Source organism: Mesorhizobium sp. ZC-5 (genome assembly GCF_025753855.1).
Classification (GTDB): Bacteria; Pseudomonadota; Alphaproteobacteria; order Rhizobiales; family Rhizobiaceae; genus Neomesorhizobium.
Genome location: NZ_JAOWPT010000005.1, coordinates 465,146 through 483,390, shown reverse-complemented (window position 1 = coordinate 483,390; position 18,245 = coordinate 465,146). Strand labels below are relative to the sequence as shown.

General features: G+C 63.1%; 30 protein-coding genes and 1 pseudogene. All 31 read left to right on the top strand.

Annotation, left to right across the window (positions count from 1 at the left end; genetic code table 11):
• Positions 1-119: pseudogene (gene tuf / locus OHD58_RS17465) on the top strand (elongation factor Tu); the annotation flags it as partial.
• A gap of 66 nt (positions 120-185) precedes the next feature.
• On the top strand, positions 186-494 hold the full coding sequence (gene rpsJ, locus OHD58_RS17460; RefSeq protein ID WP_007066362.1) for a 30S ribosomal protein S10: 309 nt from the start codon (positions 186-188) through the stop codon (positions 492-494).
• Between the two features lie 62 nt (positions 495-556).
• The gene (gene rplC / locus OHD58_RS17455) at positions 557-1,273 is read left to right on the top strand and encodes a 50S ribosomal protein L3 (protein ID WP_263804681.1); all 717 of its coding nucleotides are present in this window, start codon (positions 557-559) and stop codon (positions 1,271-1,273) included.
• Positions 1,273-1,893, top strand: a complete 621-nt coding sequence (gene rplD, locus OHD58_RS17450) for a 50S ribosomal protein L4 (RefSeq protein ID WP_263804680.1) — start codon at positions 1,273-1,275, stop codon at positions 1,891-1,893. The genes rplC and rplD overlap by 1 nt, the downstream gene beginning before the upstream one ends.
• A complete protein-coding gene (locus OHD58_RS17445; RefSeq protein WP_263804679.1) occupies positions 1,890-2,183 on the top strand; it encodes a 50S ribosomal protein L23 in 294 nt (97 codons plus the stop codon). The genes rplD and OHD58_RS17445 overlap by 4 nt, the downstream gene beginning before the upstream one ends.
• A gap of 22 nt (positions 2,184-2,205) precedes the next feature.
• Complete coding sequence (rplB, locus tag OHD58_RS17440; RefSeq protein ID WP_263804678.1) at positions 2,206-3,039, top strand: 50S ribosomal protein L2; 834 nt, start codon at positions 2,206-2,208, stop codon at positions 3,037-3,039.
• A gap of 15 nt (positions 3,040-3,054) precedes the next feature.
• A complete protein-coding gene (rpsS, locus tag OHD58_RS17435; protein ID WP_263804677.1) occupies positions 3,055-3,333 on the top strand; it encodes a 30S ribosomal protein S19 in 279 nt (92 codons plus the stop codon).
• A 2-nt stretch (positions 3,334-3,335) separates the two neighbouring features.
• On the top strand, positions 3,336-3,725 hold the full coding sequence (rplV, locus tag OHD58_RS17430; RefSeq protein ID WP_263804676.1) for a 50S ribosomal protein L22: 390 nt from the start codon (positions 3,336-3,338) through the stop codon (positions 3,723-3,725).
• On the top strand, positions 3,725-4,447 hold the full coding sequence (gene rpsC / locus OHD58_RS17425; protein ID WP_263804675.1) for a 30S ribosomal protein S3: 723 nt from the start codon (positions 3,725-3,727) through the stop codon (positions 4,445-4,447). Before rplV ends, rpsC begins: the two co-directional genes overlap by 1 nt.
• 27 nt (positions 4,448-4,474) lie before the next feature.
• Positions 4,475-4,888 carry a 50S ribosomal protein L16 gene (gene rplP / locus OHD58_RS17420; RefSeq protein ID WP_263804674.1) on the top strand — a complete coding sequence of 138 codons (414 nt, stop codon included), beginning with the start codon at positions 4,475-4,477 and terminating at the stop codon, positions 4,886-4,888.
• Between the two features lie 15 nt (positions 4,889-4,903).
• A complete protein-coding gene (rpmC, locus tag OHD58_RS17415) occupies positions 4,904-5,101 on the top strand; it encodes a 50S ribosomal protein L29 (RefSeq protein ID WP_263804673.1) in 198 nt (65 codons plus the stop codon).
• Between the two features lie 10 nt (positions 5,102-5,111).
• On the top strand, positions 5,112-5,354 hold the full coding sequence (gene rpsQ, locus OHD58_RS17410; RefSeq protein WP_263804672.1) for a 30S ribosomal protein S17: 243 nt from the start codon (positions 5,112-5,114) through the stop codon (positions 5,352-5,354).
• Between the two features lie 65 nt (positions 5,355-5,419).
• The gene (gene rplN / locus OHD58_RS17405; protein WP_006205457.1) at positions 5,420-5,788 is read left to right on the top strand and encodes a 50S ribosomal protein L14; all 369 of its coding nucleotides are present in this window, start codon (positions 5,420-5,422) and stop codon (positions 5,786-5,788) included.
• Between the two features lie 12 nt (positions 5,789-5,800).
• Positions 5,801-6,115: a 50S ribosomal protein L24 gene (rplX, locus tag OHD58_RS17400; RefSeq protein ID WP_263804671.1), complete on the top strand. Its 315-nt coding sequence runs from the start codon at positions 5,801-5,803 to the stop codon at positions 6,113-6,115.
• Complete coding sequence (gene rplE, locus OHD58_RS17395) at positions 6,108-6,665, top strand: 50S ribosomal protein L5 (RefSeq protein ID WP_263804670.1); 558 nt, start codon at positions 6,108-6,110, stop codon at positions 6,663-6,665. The genes rplX and rplE overlap by 8 nt, the downstream gene beginning before the upstream one ends.
• Before the next feature lie 27 nt (positions 6,666-6,692).
• Positions 6,693-6,998 (top strand): 30S ribosomal protein S14, encoded by a 306-nt coding sequence (rpsN, locus tag OHD58_RS17390; RefSeq protein ID WP_263804669.1) that lies wholly within the window; start codon positions 6,693-6,695, stop codon positions 6,996-6,998.
• A gap of 12 nt (positions 6,999-7,010) precedes the next feature.
• Positions 7,011-7,409 (top strand): 30S ribosomal protein S8, encoded by a 399-nt coding sequence (gene rpsH, locus OHD58_RS17385; RefSeq protein WP_263804668.1) that lies wholly within the window; start codon positions 7,011-7,013, stop codon positions 7,407-7,409.
• 40 nt (positions 7,410-7,449) lie between these two features.
• Complete coding sequence (gene rplF / locus OHD58_RS17380) at positions 7,450-7,983, top strand: 50S ribosomal protein L6 (RefSeq protein WP_263804667.1); 534 nt, start codon at positions 7,450-7,452, stop codon at positions 7,981-7,983.
• Between the two features lie 90 nt (positions 7,984-8,073).
• Complete coding sequence (rplR, locus tag OHD58_RS17375) at positions 8,074-8,436, top strand: 50S ribosomal protein L18 (protein WP_263804666.1); 363 nt, start codon at positions 8,074-8,076, stop codon at positions 8,434-8,436.
• Positions 8,437-8,512: 76 nt separating this feature from the next.
• Positions 8,513-9,079 carry a 30S ribosomal protein S5 gene (rpsE, locus tag OHD58_RS17370; RefSeq protein WP_263804665.1) on the top strand — a complete coding sequence of 189 codons (567 nt, stop codon included), beginning with the start codon at positions 8,513-8,515 and terminating at the stop codon, positions 9,077-9,079.
• A 24-nt stretch (positions 9,080-9,103) separates the two neighbouring features.
• Positions 9,104-9,301, top strand: a complete 198-nt coding sequence (gene rpmD, locus OHD58_RS17365) for a 50S ribosomal protein L30 (RefSeq protein WP_067961904.1) — start codon at positions 9,104-9,106, stop codon at positions 9,299-9,301.
• A 22-nt stretch (positions 9,302-9,323) separates the two neighbouring features.
• Entirely contained in the window at positions 9,324-9,797 is a 474-nt protein-coding gene (gene rplO, locus OHD58_RS17360) for a 50S ribosomal protein L15 (RefSeq protein ID WP_263804664.1), read from the top strand.
• Between the two features lie 131 nt (positions 9,798-9,928).
• Entirely contained in the window at positions 9,929-11,269 is a 1,341-nt protein-coding gene (gene secY, locus OHD58_RS17355; protein WP_263804663.1) for a preprotein translocase subunit SecY, read from the top strand.
• Positions 11,266-11,862 carry an adenylate kinase gene (locus OHD58_RS17350; RefSeq protein WP_263804662.1) on the top strand — a complete coding sequence of 199 codons (597 nt, stop codon included), beginning with the start codon at positions 11,266-11,268 and terminating at the stop codon, positions 11,860-11,862. Before secY ends, OHD58_RS17350 begins: the two co-directional genes overlap by 4 nt.
• Before the next feature lie 183 nt (positions 11,863-12,045).
• Positions 12,046-12,414: a 30S ribosomal protein S13 gene (gene rpsM, locus OHD58_RS17345; RefSeq protein ID WP_149763573.1), complete on the top strand. Its 369-nt coding sequence runs from the start codon at positions 12,046-12,048 to the stop codon at positions 12,412-12,414.
• A 144-nt stretch (positions 12,415-12,558) separates the two neighbouring features.
• The gene (rpsK, locus tag OHD58_RS17340; RefSeq protein ID WP_203278194.1) at positions 12,559-12,948 is read left to right on the top strand and encodes a 30S ribosomal protein S11; all 390 of its coding nucleotides are present in this window, start codon (positions 12,559-12,561) and stop codon (positions 12,946-12,948) included.
• 103 nt (positions 12,949-13,051) lie between these two features.
• Positions 13,052-14,062, top strand: a complete 1,011-nt coding sequence (locus OHD58_RS17335) for a DNA-directed RNA polymerase subunit alpha (RefSeq protein ID WP_263804661.1) — start codon at positions 13,052-13,054, stop codon at positions 14,060-14,062.
• A gap of 104 nt (positions 14,063-14,166) precedes the next feature.
• Positions 14,167-14,598: a 50S ribosomal protein L17 gene (gene rplQ / locus OHD58_RS17330; protein ID WP_263804660.1), complete on the top strand. Its 432-nt coding sequence runs from the start codon at positions 14,167-14,169 to the stop codon at positions 14,596-14,598.
• A gap of 103 nt (positions 14,599-14,701) precedes the next feature.
• On the top strand, positions 14,702-15,376 hold the full coding sequence (locus tag OHD58_RS17325; RefSeq protein ID WP_263804659.1) for an ankyrin repeat domain-containing protein: 675 nt from the start codon (positions 14,702-14,704) through the stop codon (positions 15,374-15,376).
• Between the two features lie 81 nt (positions 15,377-15,457).
• Positions 15,458-16,921, top strand: a complete 1,464-nt coding sequence (locus OHD58_RS17320) for a DegQ family serine endoprotease (RefSeq protein ID WP_263804658.1) — start codon at positions 15,458-15,460, stop codon at positions 16,919-16,921.
• Complete coding sequence (locus OHD58_RS17315) at positions 16,921-18,231, top strand: replication-associated recombination protein A (protein WP_263804657.1); 1,311 nt, start codon at positions 16,921-16,923, stop codon at positions 18,229-18,231. The genes OHD58_RS17320 and OHD58_RS17315 overlap by 1 nt, the downstream gene beginning before the upstream one ends.
• Positions 18,232-18,245 lie beyond the last annotated feature (14 nt).

Genomic DNA, 18,245 nt, shown 5'->3' with positions numbered 1-18,245 from the left:
ACATCACGGTCGATGTCGAACTGATCGTGCCGATCGCCATGGAAGAGAAGCTGCGCTTCGCCATCCGTGAAGGCGGCCGTACCGTCGGCGCCGGCATCGTCGCAAGCATCAAAGAGTAATAAGAACCAACCGATCTGTCGCGGGCGCGAAAAAGCCCGCGCCGCGCCAGAACAAGGAAGTGACGCATGAACGGCCAAAATATCCGCATCCGCCTGAAGGCGTTTGACCACCGGGTGCTCGACGCCTCGACGCGCGAAATCGTGTCGACCGCCAAGCGCACCGGCGCCAACGTCCGCGGCCCGATTCCGCTGCCGACCCGGATCGAGAAGTTCACCGTGAACCGCTCGCCGCACATCGACAAGAAGAGCCGCGAGCAGTTCGAAATGCGCACGCACAAGCGTCTGCTCGACATCGTCGATCCGACCCCGCAGACGGTCGATGCTTTGATGAAGCTCGATCTTGCCGCCGGCGTCGACGTCGAAATCAAGCTCTGAGAGCTGGGAACATGAGCCGGGCGGGCCAGTCCCAAACGGCTCCTCTGAAGGAAAACGAACCGATGCGTTCAGGTGTTATCGCAAAGAAGCTGGGGATGACGCGCGTCTACAACGACGCCGGCGAACACGTCCCCGTGACCGTTCTCCAGATGGAGAACTGCCAGGTTGTGGCGCAGCGTACCCAGGAGAAGAATGGCTACACCGCCGTTCAGCTGGGCGTTGGCCTTGCCAAGGTGAAGAATACGTCGAAGGCGCTGCGCGGCCATTTCGCGACTGCCTCCGTCGAGCCGAAAGCCAAGGTCGCGGAGTTCCGCGTGTCGCCCGACAATCTTCTGGATGTCGGCGCCGAGATCACGGTCGAGCACTTCGTTGCCGGCCAGAAGGTGGACGTGACCGGCACGACGATCGGCAAGGGCTTCCAGGGCGTCATCAAGCGTCACCACTTCGGTGGCGGCCGCGCGACCCACGGTAACTCGGTCTCGCACCGCACGCACGGCTCGACCGGCCAGCGCCAGGATCCTGGCAAGGTGTTCAAGGGCAAGAAGATGGCCGGCCACATGGGCGACACCCGCGTCACCACGCAGAACGTCGAAGTGGTCTCGACCGATACCGATCGTGGCCTGATCCTGATCCGCGGTGCGGTTCCAGGTTCGAAGGGCGCCTGGATCCTGGTGCGCGACGCCGCCAAGGTGGCGCTGCCGGACAACGCTCCGAAGCCGGGTGCGATCCGCGCCGCGCAGAAGAATGAAGCCGCTCCGGCAAATGAAGGGGCAGAATAATGGACCTCAAGATTACCACGCTCGCGGGCGAAGACGCCGGCAAGGTGAAGCTCTCCCAGGAGATATTCGGCCTCGACCCGCGCGAAGACATTCTGCAGCGCGTCGTGCGCTGGCAGCTTGCCAAGAAGCAGCAGGGCACGCACAAGGCCAAGGGCCGCGCCGAAATCGCGCGCACCGGCGCCAAGATGTACAAGCAGAAGGGTACGGGCCGCGCCCGTCACCATTCGGCACGCGCTCCGCAGTTCCGCGGCGGCGGCAAGGCCCACGGCCCGGTCGTGCGCAGCCATGAGCACGACCTTCCCAAGAAGGTCCGCGCGCTCGGCCTGAAGCATGCACTGTCAGCCAAGGCCAAGTCGTCCAGCCTGATCATCATCGACGATCTGAAGCTGACGGAAGCCAAGACGAAGGCGCTGATCGCCAATTTCGCGACGCTAGGCCTCTCCAACGCACTGCTGATCGGCGGCGCCGAGCTCGACGTGAATTTCAAGCGGGCCGCCACCAACATCCCGAACATCGACGTGCTGCCGATCCAGGGCATCAACGTCTACGACATTCTGCGCCGCGGCACGCTGGTCCTTTCGAAGGCCGCCGTCGAGGCTCTCGAGGAGCGCTTCAAATGACGGATCTTCGCCACTACGACGTGATCGTCAGCCCGGCCATCACCGAAAAGTCGACCATGGCTTCCGAACAGAACCAGGTCGTGTTCAACGTCGCCAAGAAGGCGACGAAGCCGGAGATCAAGGCTGCCATCGAAGCGCTGTTCGGCGTGAAGGTGACGGCGGTGAACACACTCGTTCGCAAGGGCAAGGTGAAGCGGTTCCGCGGCACCATCGGCCGCCAGGGCGACGTGAAGAAAGCGGTTGTGACGCTGGCCGACGGCCAGTCGATCGACGTCGCTACGGGCCTCTGAGACAGGGCGCGAGGAAAGCACAATGGCACTCAAGAAATACAACCCCGTAACGCCGAGCACGCGCCAACTGGTGCTGGTCGACCGTTCGGCCCTGTACAAGGGCAAGCCGGTCAAGGGCTTGACGGAAGGCCTGACAAAGTCGGGTGGCCGCAACAACTACGGCCGCATCACGGCCCGCTTCATCGGCGGCGGTCACAAGCGCTCCTACCGCATCATCGACTTCAAGCGCCGCAAGTTCGACGTGTCGGCGACCGTGGAGCGCATCGAATACGATCCGAACCGGACCGCCTTCATCGCGTTGCTCAAATATGATGACGGCGAACTGTCCTACATCCTGGCGCCGCAGCGTCTGGCCCCGGGCGACAAGGTGATCGCCGGCGAGAACGTCGACGTGAAGCCGGGCAACGCGATGCCGCTGCAGGCGATGCCGGTCGGCACGATCATCCACAATGTCGAGCTTAAGCCCGGCAAGGGTGGCCAGATCGCCCGTTCGGCTGGCGGATACGCTCAGCTCGTCGGCCGCGACCAGGGCATGGCGATCCTGCGCCTCAATTCGGGTGAGCAGCGCGTCGTCAGCGGTCTCTGCATCGCCACCGTCGGCGCGGTCTCCAACCCGGACCACGGCAACATCAATCTCGGCAAGGCCGGCCGTAAGGTCTGGCTGGGCAAGCGCCCGCACAATCGCGGCGTCACCATGAACCCGGTCGACCACCCGCATGGCGGTGGTGAAGGCCGTACCTCCGGTGGCCGCAATCCGGTTAGCCCCTGGGGCAAGCCGACCAAGGGCAAGAAGACCCGGTCCAACAAGGCGACCGACAAGTTCATCCTGCGCTCGCGCCATCAGCGCAAGAGCTAAGAGAGGTAGTCAGACGTGACCCGTTCAGTTTGGAAAGGCCCGTTCATCGACGGCTTCCTGCTCAAGAAGGCAGACAAGGTTCGTGAAGGTGGGCGTAACGAGGTGATCAAGATGTGGAGCCGCCGCTCCACCATCCTGCCGCAGTTCGTCGGCCTCACCTTCGGTGTGTACAACGGCCAGAAGCATATCCCCGTTTCCGTGAACGAGGACATGGTCGGCCACAAGTTCGGTGAATTCGCTCCGACCCGGACCTATTACGGTCACGGCGCGGACAAGAAGGCGAAGAGGAAGTAACGATGGGCAAGGCCAAAGCTCCGCGCAGGCTTGCTGACAACGAGGCACGGGCGGTTCTCCGCACGATTCGCGTCAGCCCGCAGAAGCTGAACCTGGTTGCCGCGCTCATCCGCGGCAAGAAGGTGGCGACTGCGCTCGCCGACCTGGAATTCTCGCGCAAGCGCATTGCCGGCACCGTCCGCAAGACGCTGGAATCGGCAATCGCCAACGCGGAAAACAATCACGACCTCGACGTCGACGCTCTCGTCGTCGCCGAAGCCTTTGTCGGCAAGTCGATCGTCATGAAGCGCTTCCACGCTCGTGGCCGCGGCCGCGCCAGCCGGATCGAGAAGCCGTTCGCGAACCTGACGATTGTCGTTCGCGAGATCGAAGAGAAAGTGGAGGCTGCATAATGGGCCAGAAAGTCAATCCGATCGGCCTGCGTCTCGGCATCAACCGGACTTGGGATTCGCGTTGGTACGCGAACACCGGCGAGTACGGCAAGCTGCTGCACGAGGACATCAAGATCCGCAAATACCTGCAGAGCGAACTCAAGCAGGCTGCGGTGTCGAAGGTTGTCATCGAGCGTCCGCACAAGAAGTGCCGCGTCACCATCCATGCCGCCCGTCCTGGCCTGATCATCGGCAAGAAGGGCGCCGACATCGAAAAGCTTCGCAAGAAGCTGATGGAGATGACCAAGTCCGAGACGCACCTCAACATCGTCGAAGTGCGCAAGCCGGAAATCGACGCGACCCTGGTTGCCCAGTCGATCGCCCAGCAGCTCGAGCGCCGCGTGGCTTTCCGCCGTGCGATGAAGCGCGCCGTGCAGTCGGCCATGCGTCTCGGCGCCGAGGGCATCCGCATCAATTGCGCGGGCCGTCTCGGCGGCGCCGAAATCGCGCGCATGGAATGGTACCGTGAAGGCCGCGTGCCGCTGCATACGCTGCGTGCCGACGTCGACTACGGCACCGCCGAAGCGCAGACCGCGTACGGCATCTGCGGCGTCAAGGTCTGGGTGTTCAAGGGCGAGATCCTCGAGCACGACCCGATGGCCTCGGAACGCCGCGCCACGGAAGGCGATCACTCGCATGGTGGCGGCGAGCGTGAACGCGGCCGTCGCCGCGAGAACGCCTGAGCGCATTGAAGATTTGGAGTAGACAAGATGCTGCAGCCAAAGCGCACAAAGTTCCGCAAGCAGTTCAAGGGCCGTATCCACGGCGTCGCCAAGGGCGGCACCAACCTGGATTTCGGCGGCTTCGGACTGAAGGCCATGGAACCGAACCGCGTCACCGCGCGTGAGATCGAGGCGGCCCGCCGCGCGATCACCCGCGAGATGAAGCGCGCCGGCCGTGTGTGGATCCGTATTTTCCCGGACGTTCCGGTGACCTCCAAGCCGACCGAAGTCCGCATGGGCAAGGGCAAGGGCGCGGTGGATTTCTGGGCCTGCCGGGTCAAGCCGGGCCGGGTGATGTTCGAGATCGACGGCGTCTCCGAGGAGATAGCGCGTGAAGCGCTGCGCCTGGGCGCCGCCAAGCTCTCGGTCAAGACGCGCTTCATCCAGCGCATCGCAGAATAAGGAAGGTCGAGAGCCATGAAAGCCTCGGACGTACGGACAAAGAGCCCGGACCAGCTGAACGACGAACTGGCCAGCCTGAAGAAGGAGCAGTTCAACCTGCGCTTCCAGAAGGCGACCGGCCAGCTCGAGAAGACCGCTCGCGTGAAGGAGGTCCGCAGGGACATCGCGCGCATCAAGACGATCGCCGCCGAAAAATCGGCCGGCAAGAAGTAAGGACACGAACATGCCAAAGCGCATCCTGCAGGGCACCGTCGTCAGCGACAAGAACGAGAAGACGGTTGTCGTCAAGGTCGAACGGCGCTTCACGCATCCCGTGATGAAGAAGACCGTGCGCATGACGAAGAAGTACAAGGCGCACGACGAGAACAATGCCTGCAAGGTGGGCGATCAGGTGTTTATCCAGGAATCGAAGCCGATCTCCAAGGACAAGCGCTGGATCGTCGTGACCGAAGCGCAGGCACAATAACGAATTTGGATTGACCGGGGAGGGCGCAGCGCCCGTCCCGATAGAAAAGAAGAAGGCGGCCAGTCATGATTCAGATGCAAACAAACCTCGACGTCGCGGATAATTCCGGCGCCCGTCGTGTCATGTGCATCAAGGTGCTGGGCGGTTCGAAGCGGAAATACGCCTCGGTCGGCGACATCATCGTGGTGTCGATCAAGGAAGCCATTCCGCGCGGCCGCGTCAAGAAGGGCGATGTGATGAAGGCGGTCGTGGTTCGCACGGCCAAGGACATCCGCCGCCCGGACGGCAGCGTGATCCGTTTCGACAAGAACGCAGCCGTTCTCGTCGACAACAAGAAAGAGCCTATCGGCACGCGTATCTTTGGACCGGTTCCGCGCGAACTCCGCGCCAAGAACCACATGAAGATCATCTCGCTCGCGCCTGAAGTGCTGTAAGGAGCCGGAAAAATGCAGAAGATCCGTAAAGGCGACAAGGTCGTCGTTCTGGCCGGCAAGGACAAGGGCCGCACGGGCGAAGTGCTCAGCGTCGCGCCGAAGGACGACAAGGCTGTCGTTCGCGGCGTCAACATGATCCGCCGCCACCAGAAGCAATCCCAGTCCCAGGAGGGCGGGATCATTACCAAGGAAGCGCCGATTCACCTGTCGAACATCGCGCTGGCCGACCCCAAGGATGGCAAGCCGACCCGCGTCGGTTTCCAGGTCCAGAAGGACGGCAAGAAAGTGCGCGTTGCGAAGCGCTCGGGAGAAGTCATCAATGGCTAAGGCACAAAACCAGCCTCGCTTGAAGAAGCAGTACAACGAGCAGATCCGCAAGGCGCTACTCGAGCAGTTCAAGTACGAGAACGAGATGCAGGTTCCGCGTCTCGACAAGATCGTCATCAACATGGGTGTCGGCGAAGCCACGGCGGATTCCAAGAAGCCGTCGGTCGCCGCCGAGGACCTGACGATGATCGCCGGCCAGAAGGCTGTCGTGACCAAGGCCCGCAACTCGATCGCCGGCTTCAAGGTTCGCGAGAACATGCCGATCGGCACCAAGGTGACGCTCCGCAAGGAGCGCATGTACGAGTTCCTGGACCGCCTGGTCACGATCGCGCTGCCGCGCGTCCGCGACTTCCGCGGCCTGAACCCGAAGAGCTTCGATGGCCGTGGCAACTTTGCTATGGGCATCAAGGAACACATCGTGTTTCCCGAGATCAACTACGACAAGGTCGACCAGATCTGGGGAATGGACATCATCGTTTGTACGACCGCCAAGACGGACGACGAAGCCCGGGCATTGCTCAAGGCCTTCAACTTCCCCTTCCGGCAGTAACGGCAGCGAGAAAAGGAAAAATCTGAAATGGCCAAGACCAGCTCAGTCGAGAAGAACAACAGGCGCCGCAAGCTCACGGACCAGTACGCTGCCAAGCGTAAGGCCCTGAAGGCGATCGTCATGGACCAGAAGCTGCCGATCGAGGAGCGCTTCCGCGCCCAGCTCAAGCTTGCTGCCCTGCCGCGCAATTCGGCCAAGACCCGCATCCGCAACCGCTGCGAAGTAACCGGCCGTCCGCGCGCCTATTACCGCAAGCTGAAGGTGTCCCGTATCGCGCTTCGCGATCTCGGGAATACGGGTGCGATCCCCGGCCTCGTCAAGTCCAGCTGGTAAGGAGGACGAACAATGTCATTGAGTGATCCTCTCGGCGATATGCTGACCCGCATCCGCAACGCCTATGGCCGCAAGAAGACCAAGGTCTCGACGCCGGCCTCGCGTTTGCGCGCCCGTGTTCTCGACGTGCTGAAGTCGGAAGGCTATATCCGCGACTACAGCCAGACCGACTTCGACAACGGCAAGTCGGAAATCGAGATCGAGCTGAAGTACTACGAAGGCCAGCCGGTGATCCGCGAGATCGCCCGCGTCTCGAAGCCGGGCCGTCGCGTCTATGTTTCGGTCAAGTCGATCCCGTCGGTCGCCAACGGCCTGGGCATCTCGATCCTTTCGACCCCGAAGGGCGTGATGGCCGACCATGAAGCGCGCGAACAGAATGTCGGCGGCGAAATCCTCTGCCAGATCTTCTGATCGGGCCGACTGAAAAAAGAACAGGAACGAGGACAAGAAAATGTCTCGTATTGGCAAGAAACCCGTTCAGCTGCCGCAAGGCGTGACCGCGACCGTCGACGGCCAGACCGTCTCGGCGAAGGGTCCGAAGGGCGAGCTGAAGTTCGTGGTCAACGACGAAGTGCTGGTCAAGATGGAGAATGGCGAGATTGCCGTTCAGCCGAAGGACCAGACAAAGGTGGCGCGCTCCAAGTGGGGCATGTCGCGCACGCAGATCGTCAACATCCTGCAGGGTGTGAAGGACGGCTTCGAGAAGAAGCTCGAGATCACCGGCGTCGGCTATCGCGCCGCCATGCAGGGCAAGAACCTGCAGCTGGCGCTTGGCTTCAGCCACGAGGTCGTCTACCAGACGCCGGAAGGCATCACGATCAGCGTCGGCAAGCCGACCGAGATCACGGTCAGCGGCATCGACAAGCAGCAGGTCGGCCAGGTTGCCGCGGAAATCCGCGAGTACCGTCCGCCGGAGCCTTACAAGGGCAAGGGCGTGCGCTATGCGGGCGAGAAGATCGTCCGCAAGGAAGGCAAGAAGAAGTAAGACCACAACGCCGCGGGGCGCGGTCGCGGGAGGCATTCCAGCCTACCGCATATGGCCGGCCCCGTTTTCTGAAGGCAAGGAACGAATACTATGGCATCCCCGAAAGAGACCACCCAGCGCCGCGCCCAGCGTGTTCGCCGCCAGCTCAAGAAAGTGTCCGGCGATCGTCCGCGCCTGTCGGTGCATCGCTCGTCGAAGCATATCTATGCGCAGATCATCGACGATTCGAACGGCCACACCGTTGCCGCCGCTTCGACCCTCGAGAAGGATCTCAAGGGCTCGCTGAAGACCGGCGCCGATTCCGCCGCCGCCGCCGCCGTCGGCAAGCTGCTTGCCGAGCGCGCCTCGAAGGCCGGCATCAAGAACGTCGTCTTCGATCGCGGCCCGTACATTTACCACGGCCGCGTCAAGGCGCTGGCCGAAGCCGCCCGCGAAGGCGGCCTGAGCTTCTAGCAACCGGTCCGGTGACCCAAAGGGCGCCGGATCATCATCAACCCCGTGCTTCCGGAAAAGAATAAGGAACAGGATAATGGCACAAGAACGTAGGGACGACCGCCGCGGCGGCCGTGACCGTGAAGAGCGCGACAGCGAATTCGTCGACAAGCTCGTCCACATCAACCGCGTCGCCAAGGTCGTCAAGGGCGGCCGGCGGTTCGGTTTTGCCGCACTCGTCGTCGTTGGCGACCAGAAGGGCCGCGTCGGCTTTGGTCACGGCAAGGCGCGCGAAGTGCCGGAGGCGATCCGCAAGGCGACTGAGTCGGCCAAGCGCGATCTGATCTTCGTGCCGCTGCGCTCGGGCCGTACGCTGCATCACGACGTCGAAGGCCGCTGGGGCGCTGGCCGCGTCCTGCTGCGCGCCGCCAAGCCGGGTACCGGCATCATCGCCGGTGGTCCGATGCGCGCTGTCTTCGAGACGCTCGGCATGCACGACGTCGTCGCCAAGTCGATGGGCTCGTCGAACCCGTACAACATGGTTCGCGCCACTTTCGACGCGTTGAAGAGCCAGCTGCATCCGAAGGATGTGGCAGCGCAGCGCGGCATCAAGTACTCGACGCTCCAGGCACGCCGCGGCACCGCCGTCGCTGCCGAAGAATAGTCGCAAGGACCAAGGATTACCGCCATGGCCAAGAAAGCAACCAAGACGATTACCGTCGAGCAGATCGGCAGCCCGATCCGCCGGCCGAAGGAGCAGCGCGCGACGCTGGTCGGTCTCGGCCTCAACAAGATGCATCGCAAGCGCACCCTCGAAGATACGCCTTCGGTGCGCGGCATGATCGCCGCCGTTCAGCACCTCGTCCGCGTCGTGGACGAGGCCTGAGCCAGAGCGCAGGAGAACAGTCATGAAACTCAATGATCTGCGTGACAACGAAGGCGCGACGCATTCCAAGAAGCGCCTCGGCCGCGGCATCGGCTCCGGCTCCGGCAAGACCGCGGGCCGCGGCGTGAAGGGTCAGAAGGCCCGTTCCGGCGTCGCCATCAACGGCTTCGAAGGTGGCCAGATGCCGCTTTACCGGCGTCTGCCGAAGCGCGGCTTCAAGAACATCTTCGCCAAGGACTTCAACACGGTTTCGCTGGCGCGCGTTCAGGCCGCCGTCGATGCCAAGAAGCTCGACGCCAAGGAGACCGTGACGGTCGAATCGCTGATCAAGGCTGGCGTTCTGCGCCGCGCCAAGGACGGCGTGCGCCTGCTCGGCGACGGCGAACTGAAGGCGAAGCTGGCATTCGACATCGCCGGCGCGTCCAAGACCGCGATCGAAAAGGTCGAAAAGGCCGGGGGATCGGTGAAACTGCCGGAACAGGCAGCCGCCGAGTAACGGGTCTTTGATCGGGCGGCGGCGAGGGGATCGCCGCCGCTTGCATCTTTGACGGGCGAAGCCTATCTCGTGGCTTCCTGATACGCGCTTCCCGCCTGGGAGTCCGCAGCGCGATCGAGCGGAGAGTTTGCATGGCATCGGCTGCTGAACAACTTGCTTCCAATCTGAATTTTGCGGCTTTCGCCAAGGCGGAAGACCTCAAGAAACGCATCTGGTTCACGCTCGGCGCCTTGCTCGTCTACCGCCTCGGCACCTACATCCCGCTGCCCGGCATCAATCCGGAGGCGTTTGCGCAGGCATTCACCCAGCAGAGCAGCGGCGTGCTCGGCATGTTCAACATGTTTTCGGGCGGTGCCGTCGAGCGTATGGCGATCTTCGCGCTCGGCATCATGCCTTACATCTCCGCATCCATCATCATGCAGCTGATGACGTCGGTCGTTCCGTCGCTCGAAGCGCTGAAGAAGGAAGGCGAACAGGGCCGCAAGGTCATCAACCAGTATACCCGCTACGGCACCGTGCTCCTGGCGCTGGTGCAGGCCTACGGGATTTCCGCCGGCCTCGAGAGCGGTAATAACATCGTGACCGATCCGGGCTGGTTCTTCCGTACATCGGCGGTGATCACCCTGGTCGGCGGCACCATGTTCCTGATGTGGCTGGGTGAGCAGATCACCGCGCGCGGCATCGGCAACGGTATTTCGCTGATCATCTTCGCCGGCATCGTCGCGGGCCTGCCTTCGGCGCTCAGCGGCACGCTCGAACTCGGCCGCACCGGCGCGCTGTCGACGGGCCTCATTCTGGCGATCATCGTTCTCGCGGTCGTCGTGATCGCGCTGATCGTGTTCTTCGAGCGCGCCCAGCGCCGATTGCTCATCCAGTATCCGAAGCGCCAGGTCGGCAACCGCATGTTCCAGGGCGACACCTCGCACCTGCCGCTGAAGCTCAACACGGCCGGCGTCATTCCGCCGATCTTCGCCTCGTCGCTGCTTCTGCTGCCGGCGACGCTGGCGGGCTTCTCCGACCAGACGACGCTGCCGGGCTGGGCGTCCGGCATCATCGCGGCACTCGGCCACGGCCAGCCGCTCTACATGCTGGCTTATGCCGGCATGATCGTCTTCTTCGCCTTCTTCTACACGGCGATCGTCTTCAACCCGAAAGACACCGCAGACCAGCTGAAGAAGCATTCCGGCTTCATCCCGGGCTACCGTCCCGGCGAGCGCACCGCCGAATACATCGACTACGTGCTGACCCGCATCACGGTGGTCGGCGCGATCTATCTGGTTCTCGTCTGCATGTTGCCCGAATTTCTAATATCGGCGACCGGCGTTCCGTTCTATCTGGGTGGCACATCGCTGCTGATCGTGGTGAGCGTCACGCTCGACACGGTTGCGCAGATCCAGGGTCACCTGATTGCCCACCAGTATGAGGGGCTTATCAAGAAGTCGAAGCTCCGGGGGGGCAAGAGGGGAAGATGAGGCTGATTTTGCTTGGGCCGCCGGGGGCGGGCAAGGGGACGCAAGCACAGAGACTGGTAGAAAAGTACGGCATACCTCAGCTCTCCACTGGCGACATGCTGCGCGCTGCCGTTGCGGCTAAAACCCCGATCGGTCTCAAGGCCAAGGCGGTGATGGATGCCGGCGAGCTCGTCTCGGACGAGATCGTCAATGCGATCGTTGCCGAACGCATCGACCAGAAGGACTGCGCGAAGGGTTTCATCCTGGACGGCTATCCGCGCACGCTGGTGCAGGCCGATTCGGTGGGCAAGATGCTCGATGAGCGTGACCTCGCGCTCGACGTGGTCATCGAACTGGTGGTTGACGACAAGGTGCTGGTCGGCCGCATCGCCAAGCGGGCGGAAGAAACCAGGGCCGCCGGCAAACCGGTGCGCAAGGATGACGATCCCGCGGTGTTTCCGGAGCGCTTGCGCGAGTATTACAAGAAGACGGCGCCGCTGATCGGCTATTATTATGCCAAGGGACTGCTCAAGGGCGTCGACGGCATGGCCGACATGGATACGGTGACTGCCGAAATCGAAGCGCTGCTTGAAAAGAGCAGTCATAGAAAATAGATAAGGCCAGTTGACTGTTTCGGTCCGCTGGACTATAGCGGCCCGTCTCCCATTCAGGCATATGGCTGGCTGGTCCGCGAGGGCATTGCCGCCGCTTTGACAAGAGAACCCCGCAAGGGCCGGCCTCCACCGGACGCGGGTCAACAACAATCACCGGCTAGACCGGTCCACATGGAGAAGAAGATGGCTCGTATAGCCGGCGTCAATATTCCTACCAACAAGCGCGTCATCATCGCGCTGCAGTACATTCACGGCATCGGCGCGAAGTTCGCGTCCGAGATCGTCGAGAAGGTCGGCATCCCGGCAGAGCGCCGCGTCAACCAGCTGACCGACGCCGAAGTCCTGCAGATCCGCGAGACCATCGACCGCGACTATCAGGTCGAAGGCGACCTGCGCCGCGAAGTCTCGATGAACATCAAGCGCCTGATGGACCTCGGCTGCTACCGCGGCCTGCGCCATCGTCGCTCGCTGCCGGTTCGTGGCCAGCGCACGCATACGAATGCGCGCACCCGCAAGGGTCCGGCCAAGGCGATCGCCGGCAAGAAGAAGTAATTTGAGGGAGTAGGGGAGTAAGGGAATAGGCGAGTAGGGACGACGGGTCTGACCCATTCCCATACTCCCTTATTCCCCTACTCCCCTAGTCCTGGTGTAGCCGCTGGCATTACGGCGGTGTAGAGATCAACTGGAAGGACTACCATGGCCAAGGAAGCCGGTCGTGTTCGCCGCCGCGAACGCAAAAACATCTCGTCGGGCGTTGCCCACGTCAACTCGACCTTCAACAACACGATGATCACCATCACCGACGCGCAGGGCAATTCGATCGCCTGGTCGTCGGCCGGTGCACAGGGCTTCAAGGGCTCGCGCAAGTCGACCCCGTTCGCCGCGCAGATGGCCGCCGAAGACGTCGCCAAGAAGGCGCAGGAACACGGCATGCGCATGCTCGAGGTCGAGGTTTGCGGTCCGGGTTCGGGCCGTGAGTCGGCCCTTCGCGCGCTGCAGGCCGCGGGCTTCACCATCACGTCGATCCGCGATGTGACGCCGATCCCGCACAATGGCTGCCGTCCGCGCAAGAAGCGCCGCGTCTAGGACTTAGAAATTCACCACTGCATGGGCGCCACGGCGCTTCTCTGCGGTTTTCCAGATCACCTGTCACGATTGGATAGTGGCAGGGAACCGGAAGGAAGAACGAATGATCCAGAAAAATTGGCAAGAACTGATCAAGCCGAACAAGATCGAGTTTTCTTCGAAGAAGAAGACCCTCACCACGCTCGTCGCTGAGCCGCTGGAGCGGGGTTTCGGCCTGACGCTCGGCAACGCGCTGCGCCGCGTGCTTTTGTCGTCGCTGCGCGGCGCCGCGGTGACCGCGGTGCAGATCGACGGCGTGCTGCATGAATTCTCCTCGATCGCCGGCGTGCGCGAAGACGTCACCGACATCGTGCTCAACATCAAGGAAATCGCCATCAAGATGGAAGGCGACGGCCCCAAGCGCATGGTCGTGCGCAAGCAGGGTCCGGGCGCCGTCACGGCCGGCGACATCCAGACGGTCGGCGACGTCGAGATCCTCAATCCCGACCACGTGATCTGCACGCTCGACGAGGGCGCCGAGATACGTATGGAGTTCACTGTCGACACCGGCAAGGGTTACGTGCCGGCTGACCGCAACCGCGCCGAAGACGCGCCGATCGGCCTGATCCCGGTCGACTCGCTGTATTCGCCGGTCAAGAAGGTCTCCTACAAGGTCGAAAACACCCGCGAGGGCCAGGTTCTCGACTATGACAAGCTGACCATGACGATCGAGACCGACGGTTCGATCTCGGGCGAGGACGCCGTGGCGTTCGCAGCCCGCATCCTGCAGGACCAGCTCGGCCTGTTCGTCAATTTCGACGAGCCGCAGAAGGCCGTGGCCGAAGAGCAGGTCACCGAATTGGCGTTCAACCCGGCGCTGCTCAAGAAGGTCGACGAGCTCGAGCTTTCGGTGCGTTCGGCCAACTGCCTGAAGAACGACAACATCGTCTATATCGGCGACCTGATCCAAAAGACCGAGGCGGAGATGCTGCGCACCCCGAACTTCGGCCGCAAGTCGCTGAACGAGATCAAGGAAGTGCTCGCCGCCATGGGCCTGCATCTCGGCATGGAAGTGCCGGATTGGCCGCCGGAGAACATCGAAGATCTCGCCAAGCGTTACGAAGACCAGTATTGAGCATGTTCTTGACCGAACGCCGGTAAGGAACCGGCGGCCGGCGAGGCAGGCTCCTGAAAGAACCGAGGCGTAAGCCTCAGAACCAGGATTGAAGGAGAAAAGCCATGCGCCATGGATTTACCGGCCGCCGGCTTGGCCGCAGCGTTAGCCACCGCAAGGCTCTTTTTGCGAACCTCTCGGGTTCGCTGATCGAGCACGAGCAGATCGTCACCACCTTGCAGAAGGCGAAGGACCTGCGTCCGATCGTCGAGAAGCTCGTCACGCTGGGCAAGCGCGGCGATCTGCATGCCCGCCGCCAGGCGATCGCGCAGATCCGCAATGAGGCCCTGGTGAAGCGCCTGTTCGACACGATCGCGCCGCGCTATGCCTCGCGCAACGGCGGCTATCTGCGCATCATGAAGGCGGGCTTCCGCCACGGCGACAACGCCGCGATGGCCGTCATCGAGTTCGTCGATCGCGACACCTCGGCCAAGGGTGCCGGTGACCGCGCCCGCCTTGAAGCCGAAGGCGTCAACGAGGAAGCCGAAGCGGCATAAGCGTCGTTTCGTTTTTCTTGAAAGACTTGAAGGGGCCGCAAGGCCCCTTTTGCTTTTCATGCCCGGGCCTTACATCCGCTGGATAAACCGGTTGAAGAGACCCATGAACCGATCGCCGCTGAACTTGTTGCTGTTCCTCGTCCTGGCGATCCTCCTGGTGAGCAGCGCTGGGGCGCAGAACGGAACGGGTGAAACGATGCTTCTTCAAGCCGCCGGTAACGGCGATGCTGCCAAGGTTGGCGAACTTCTGGCTGCCCAGACGCCAATCGACAGCCGTGACGGCGAGGGAAGAACGCCGCTGCTCCTGGCAACTCGCGGAAATCATGTCGAGGTCGCCCGACTGCTGATTGAGGCTGGCGCCGACGTGAATGCCAAGGACAGCATAAGCGATACGCCGTTCCTCTACGCCGGCGCCGAAGGGCGTGACGAGATCCTCAAGCTGATCCTCGCGACCGGCAAGGCCAACCTGAAGGACACCAACCGCTACGGCGGCACCGCGCTGATACCGGCGGCCGACAAGGGGCACCCAAGCACCATCCGCATTCTGCTCGGCACGGACATCGACATCGATCACATCAACAATCTCGGCTGGACGGCCTTGCTCGAAGCTGTGATCCTGGGCAACGGCGGCCCCGTCTATCAGGAAATCGTCGGGCTGCTTGTCGATGCCGGCGCGCAGAACATCGCGGATCGTGACGGGAAGACGCCGCTCGAGCACGCCCGCGAACGCGGCTTTGCCGAAATCGCTGCCCGCATCGAGACAAGTTTGCCGAAGTAGGGATAAGCGGTCCTTTTCCAGCCTTTCATTTTGCACAATCGTCGTGACAATGGTGGCAAGTTGGAAGACAGAGGAATCGCCATGCGCCAGAGGTTCTTTCGCTCGCTTGTGATCGCGGGATTGCTGCTCGCTGCGGCGCCTGTGCAGTCGGCCTCGGCTCAGGACAACGCTGCCAGCGATCTGGGCGCGGCGATCGCTGACCTCATGCGCAGTGGCGAAACCGTCGACCGCCGCGTGCCGTTCGGCCGCGCGGAAATGCAGCTGTCGTTCGCGCCGCTGGTCAAGGAGACGGCGCCGGCGGTCGTCAACGTCTACGCGTCGCAGCAGGTCCGCGCCCGCTCTCCCTTCGCCGGCGATCCGTTCTTCGAGCAGTTCTTCGGCGACCAGATGCCACCCCGGGTGAAGTCGGCGCTCGGCTCCGGCGTGCTTGTCGACCCGAGTGGGCTCGTGGTGACCAACTTCCACGTCATCCGCGACGCCGACGAAGTGAAGGTCGCGACCTCCGACGGCCGCGAATTCGAGAGCAAGCTGCTGCTCAAGGATGAATCGCTCGATCTCGCCGTACTGAAGATCGATGCAAAGGAACCGTTCCCGTCGGTGGCGATCGGCGATTCCGATGCGCTGCAGGTCGGCGACCTCGTGCTGGCGATCGGCAATCCGTTCGGCGTCGGCCAGACAACGACCAGCGGCATCGTCTCTGCACTCGCCCGCTCGCATATCGGCGTCTCCGATTTCGGCTTCTTCATCCAGACGGACGCGGCCATCAATCCCGGCAATTCGGGCGGTGCGCTGGTCACCATGGGCGGCCAGCTGATCGGTATCAATACGGCTATCTACAGCCGTAGCGGCGGTTCGATCGGCATCGGCTTCGCCATTCCGGCAAACATCGTGCGCGCCGTGGTCGAGGCGGCCAAGAACGGCAGCGAATATTTCGAGCGGCCGTTCGTCGGCGCCGGGTTCGAACCGGTGACGGCGCCGATCGCCGAGTCGCTCGGCATGGCGCGTCCCGAGGGCGCGCTGGTTTCTTCCGTCATTCCCGACGGGCCGGCGGCCAAGGCAGGCCTCAAGGCGGGCGACGTGGTGCTTGCCATGAACAAACTGCCGATCGAGCACGTCGATGCGCTTGGTTACCGGCTCGCCACCCAGCAGATCGGCAGTATCGCCGACTTTTCCGTGTTGAGCGGTGGCGCCGAGAAGAGCGTCAAGATCAAGCTGGAGCGGGCGCCGGAGGGCAGCTCCGCCGTTCAGGTTTCGATCGACGGGCGCAGCCCATTCGCCGGCACCAAGGTGGCGGCGCTGTCGCCGCGGCTCGCTCAGCAACTCGGCATGCCGGTCGAGACCACCGGCATTGCGGTCGTCGACATCAAGCCCAACTCGCCGGCGGCGGAATTCGGCTTCCGGCCGCGCGACATCGTGCGTGAGGTGAATGGCGAGGCGATCGATTCGGCGGAGAAGCTGCAGGCAGCGGCAGCGCAACGCACCCGCTGGTGGCGCTTCACCATAGAGCGCGATGGTCGGCTTATGCGCCAGATGCTGCGTTATTGATGGCTGACCTCTTCGCCAAGGACGAGCCGGAAAAGGCACCGCCGGGCAGGCCGCTGGCCGACAGGCTGCGCCCGGCCAGGCTCGACGAGGTCGTCGGCCAGGAGCATCTGACCGGCGATGACGGCGCGCTGACGCGGCTGATCCGCTCCGGTTCGCTCGGCTCGATGATCTTCTGGGGACCGCCGGGCACCGGCAAGACGACGGTGGCACGGCTGCTCGCCGGCGAGACAGCTCTCGCTTTCGAACAGATTTCGGCGGTCTTTTCCGGCGTCGCCGACCTGAAGAAGGTTTTTGAAACGGCCAAGCTGCGCCACGGCAATGGCCGCCAGACCTTGCTCTTCGTCGACGAGATCCACCGCTTCAACCGCGCCCAGCAGGACTCGTTCCTGCCCGTCATGGAGGACGGTACGGTCGTGCTGGTAGGCGCGACGACGGAAAATCCGTCCTTCGAGCTCAACGCGGCGCTTCTGTCGCGCGCGCGTGTGCTGGTGTTCCAATCCCATACCGAAGAGAGCATCGGAAAGCTGCTCGACAAGGCGGAGGCCGAGGAGGGCAGGGCGCTGCCGCTCGACGCCGATGCGCGCGCCATGCTGGTGCGCATGGCCGACGGCGACGGGCGCGCCGCGTTGACGCTCGCCGAAGAGGTGTGGCGCGCAGCCGGCGAGGCCGAAATCTTCGACGAGGCCGGCCTGCAGCGCATCGTGCAGCGCCGCGCGCCGATATACGACAAGGGCCAGGATGGCCACTACAATCTGATCTCGGCGCTGCATAAGGCAGTGCGCGGCTCCGATCCCGACGCGGCGCTCTACTATCTGGCGCGCATGTTCGATGCCGGCGAGGATCCGCTCTATCTTGGCCGGCGGCTGGTGCGCATGGCCGTCGAGGACATCGGCCTGGCCGACCCGCAGGCGCTGGTGATCGCCAATGCGGCCAAGGACGCCTATGACTATCTCGGCTCGCCAGAGGGCGAGCTTGCCTTCGCGCAAGCTTGCGTCTATCTGGCCACCGCGCCGAAATCCAACGCGGTCTACACGGCTTTCAAGGCAGCCATGCAGGCGGCCAAGGAAAACGGTTCGCTGCTGCCTCCCAAACATATCCTCAACGCCCCCACCAAGCTGATGAAGGACGAGGCCTACGGCAAGGGCTATCAATACGACCACGACCAGCCGGACGCCTTTTCCGGCCAGGATTATTTTCCGGAGAAGATGGGTCGCCGGAAATTTTACGATCCGCCGGACCGGGGTTTCGAGCGCGAAATCCGCAAGCGGCTGGACTATTGGGCGAAGCTGCGCGCCGAGCGTGGCGGCTAGGTTCACCGGGGACG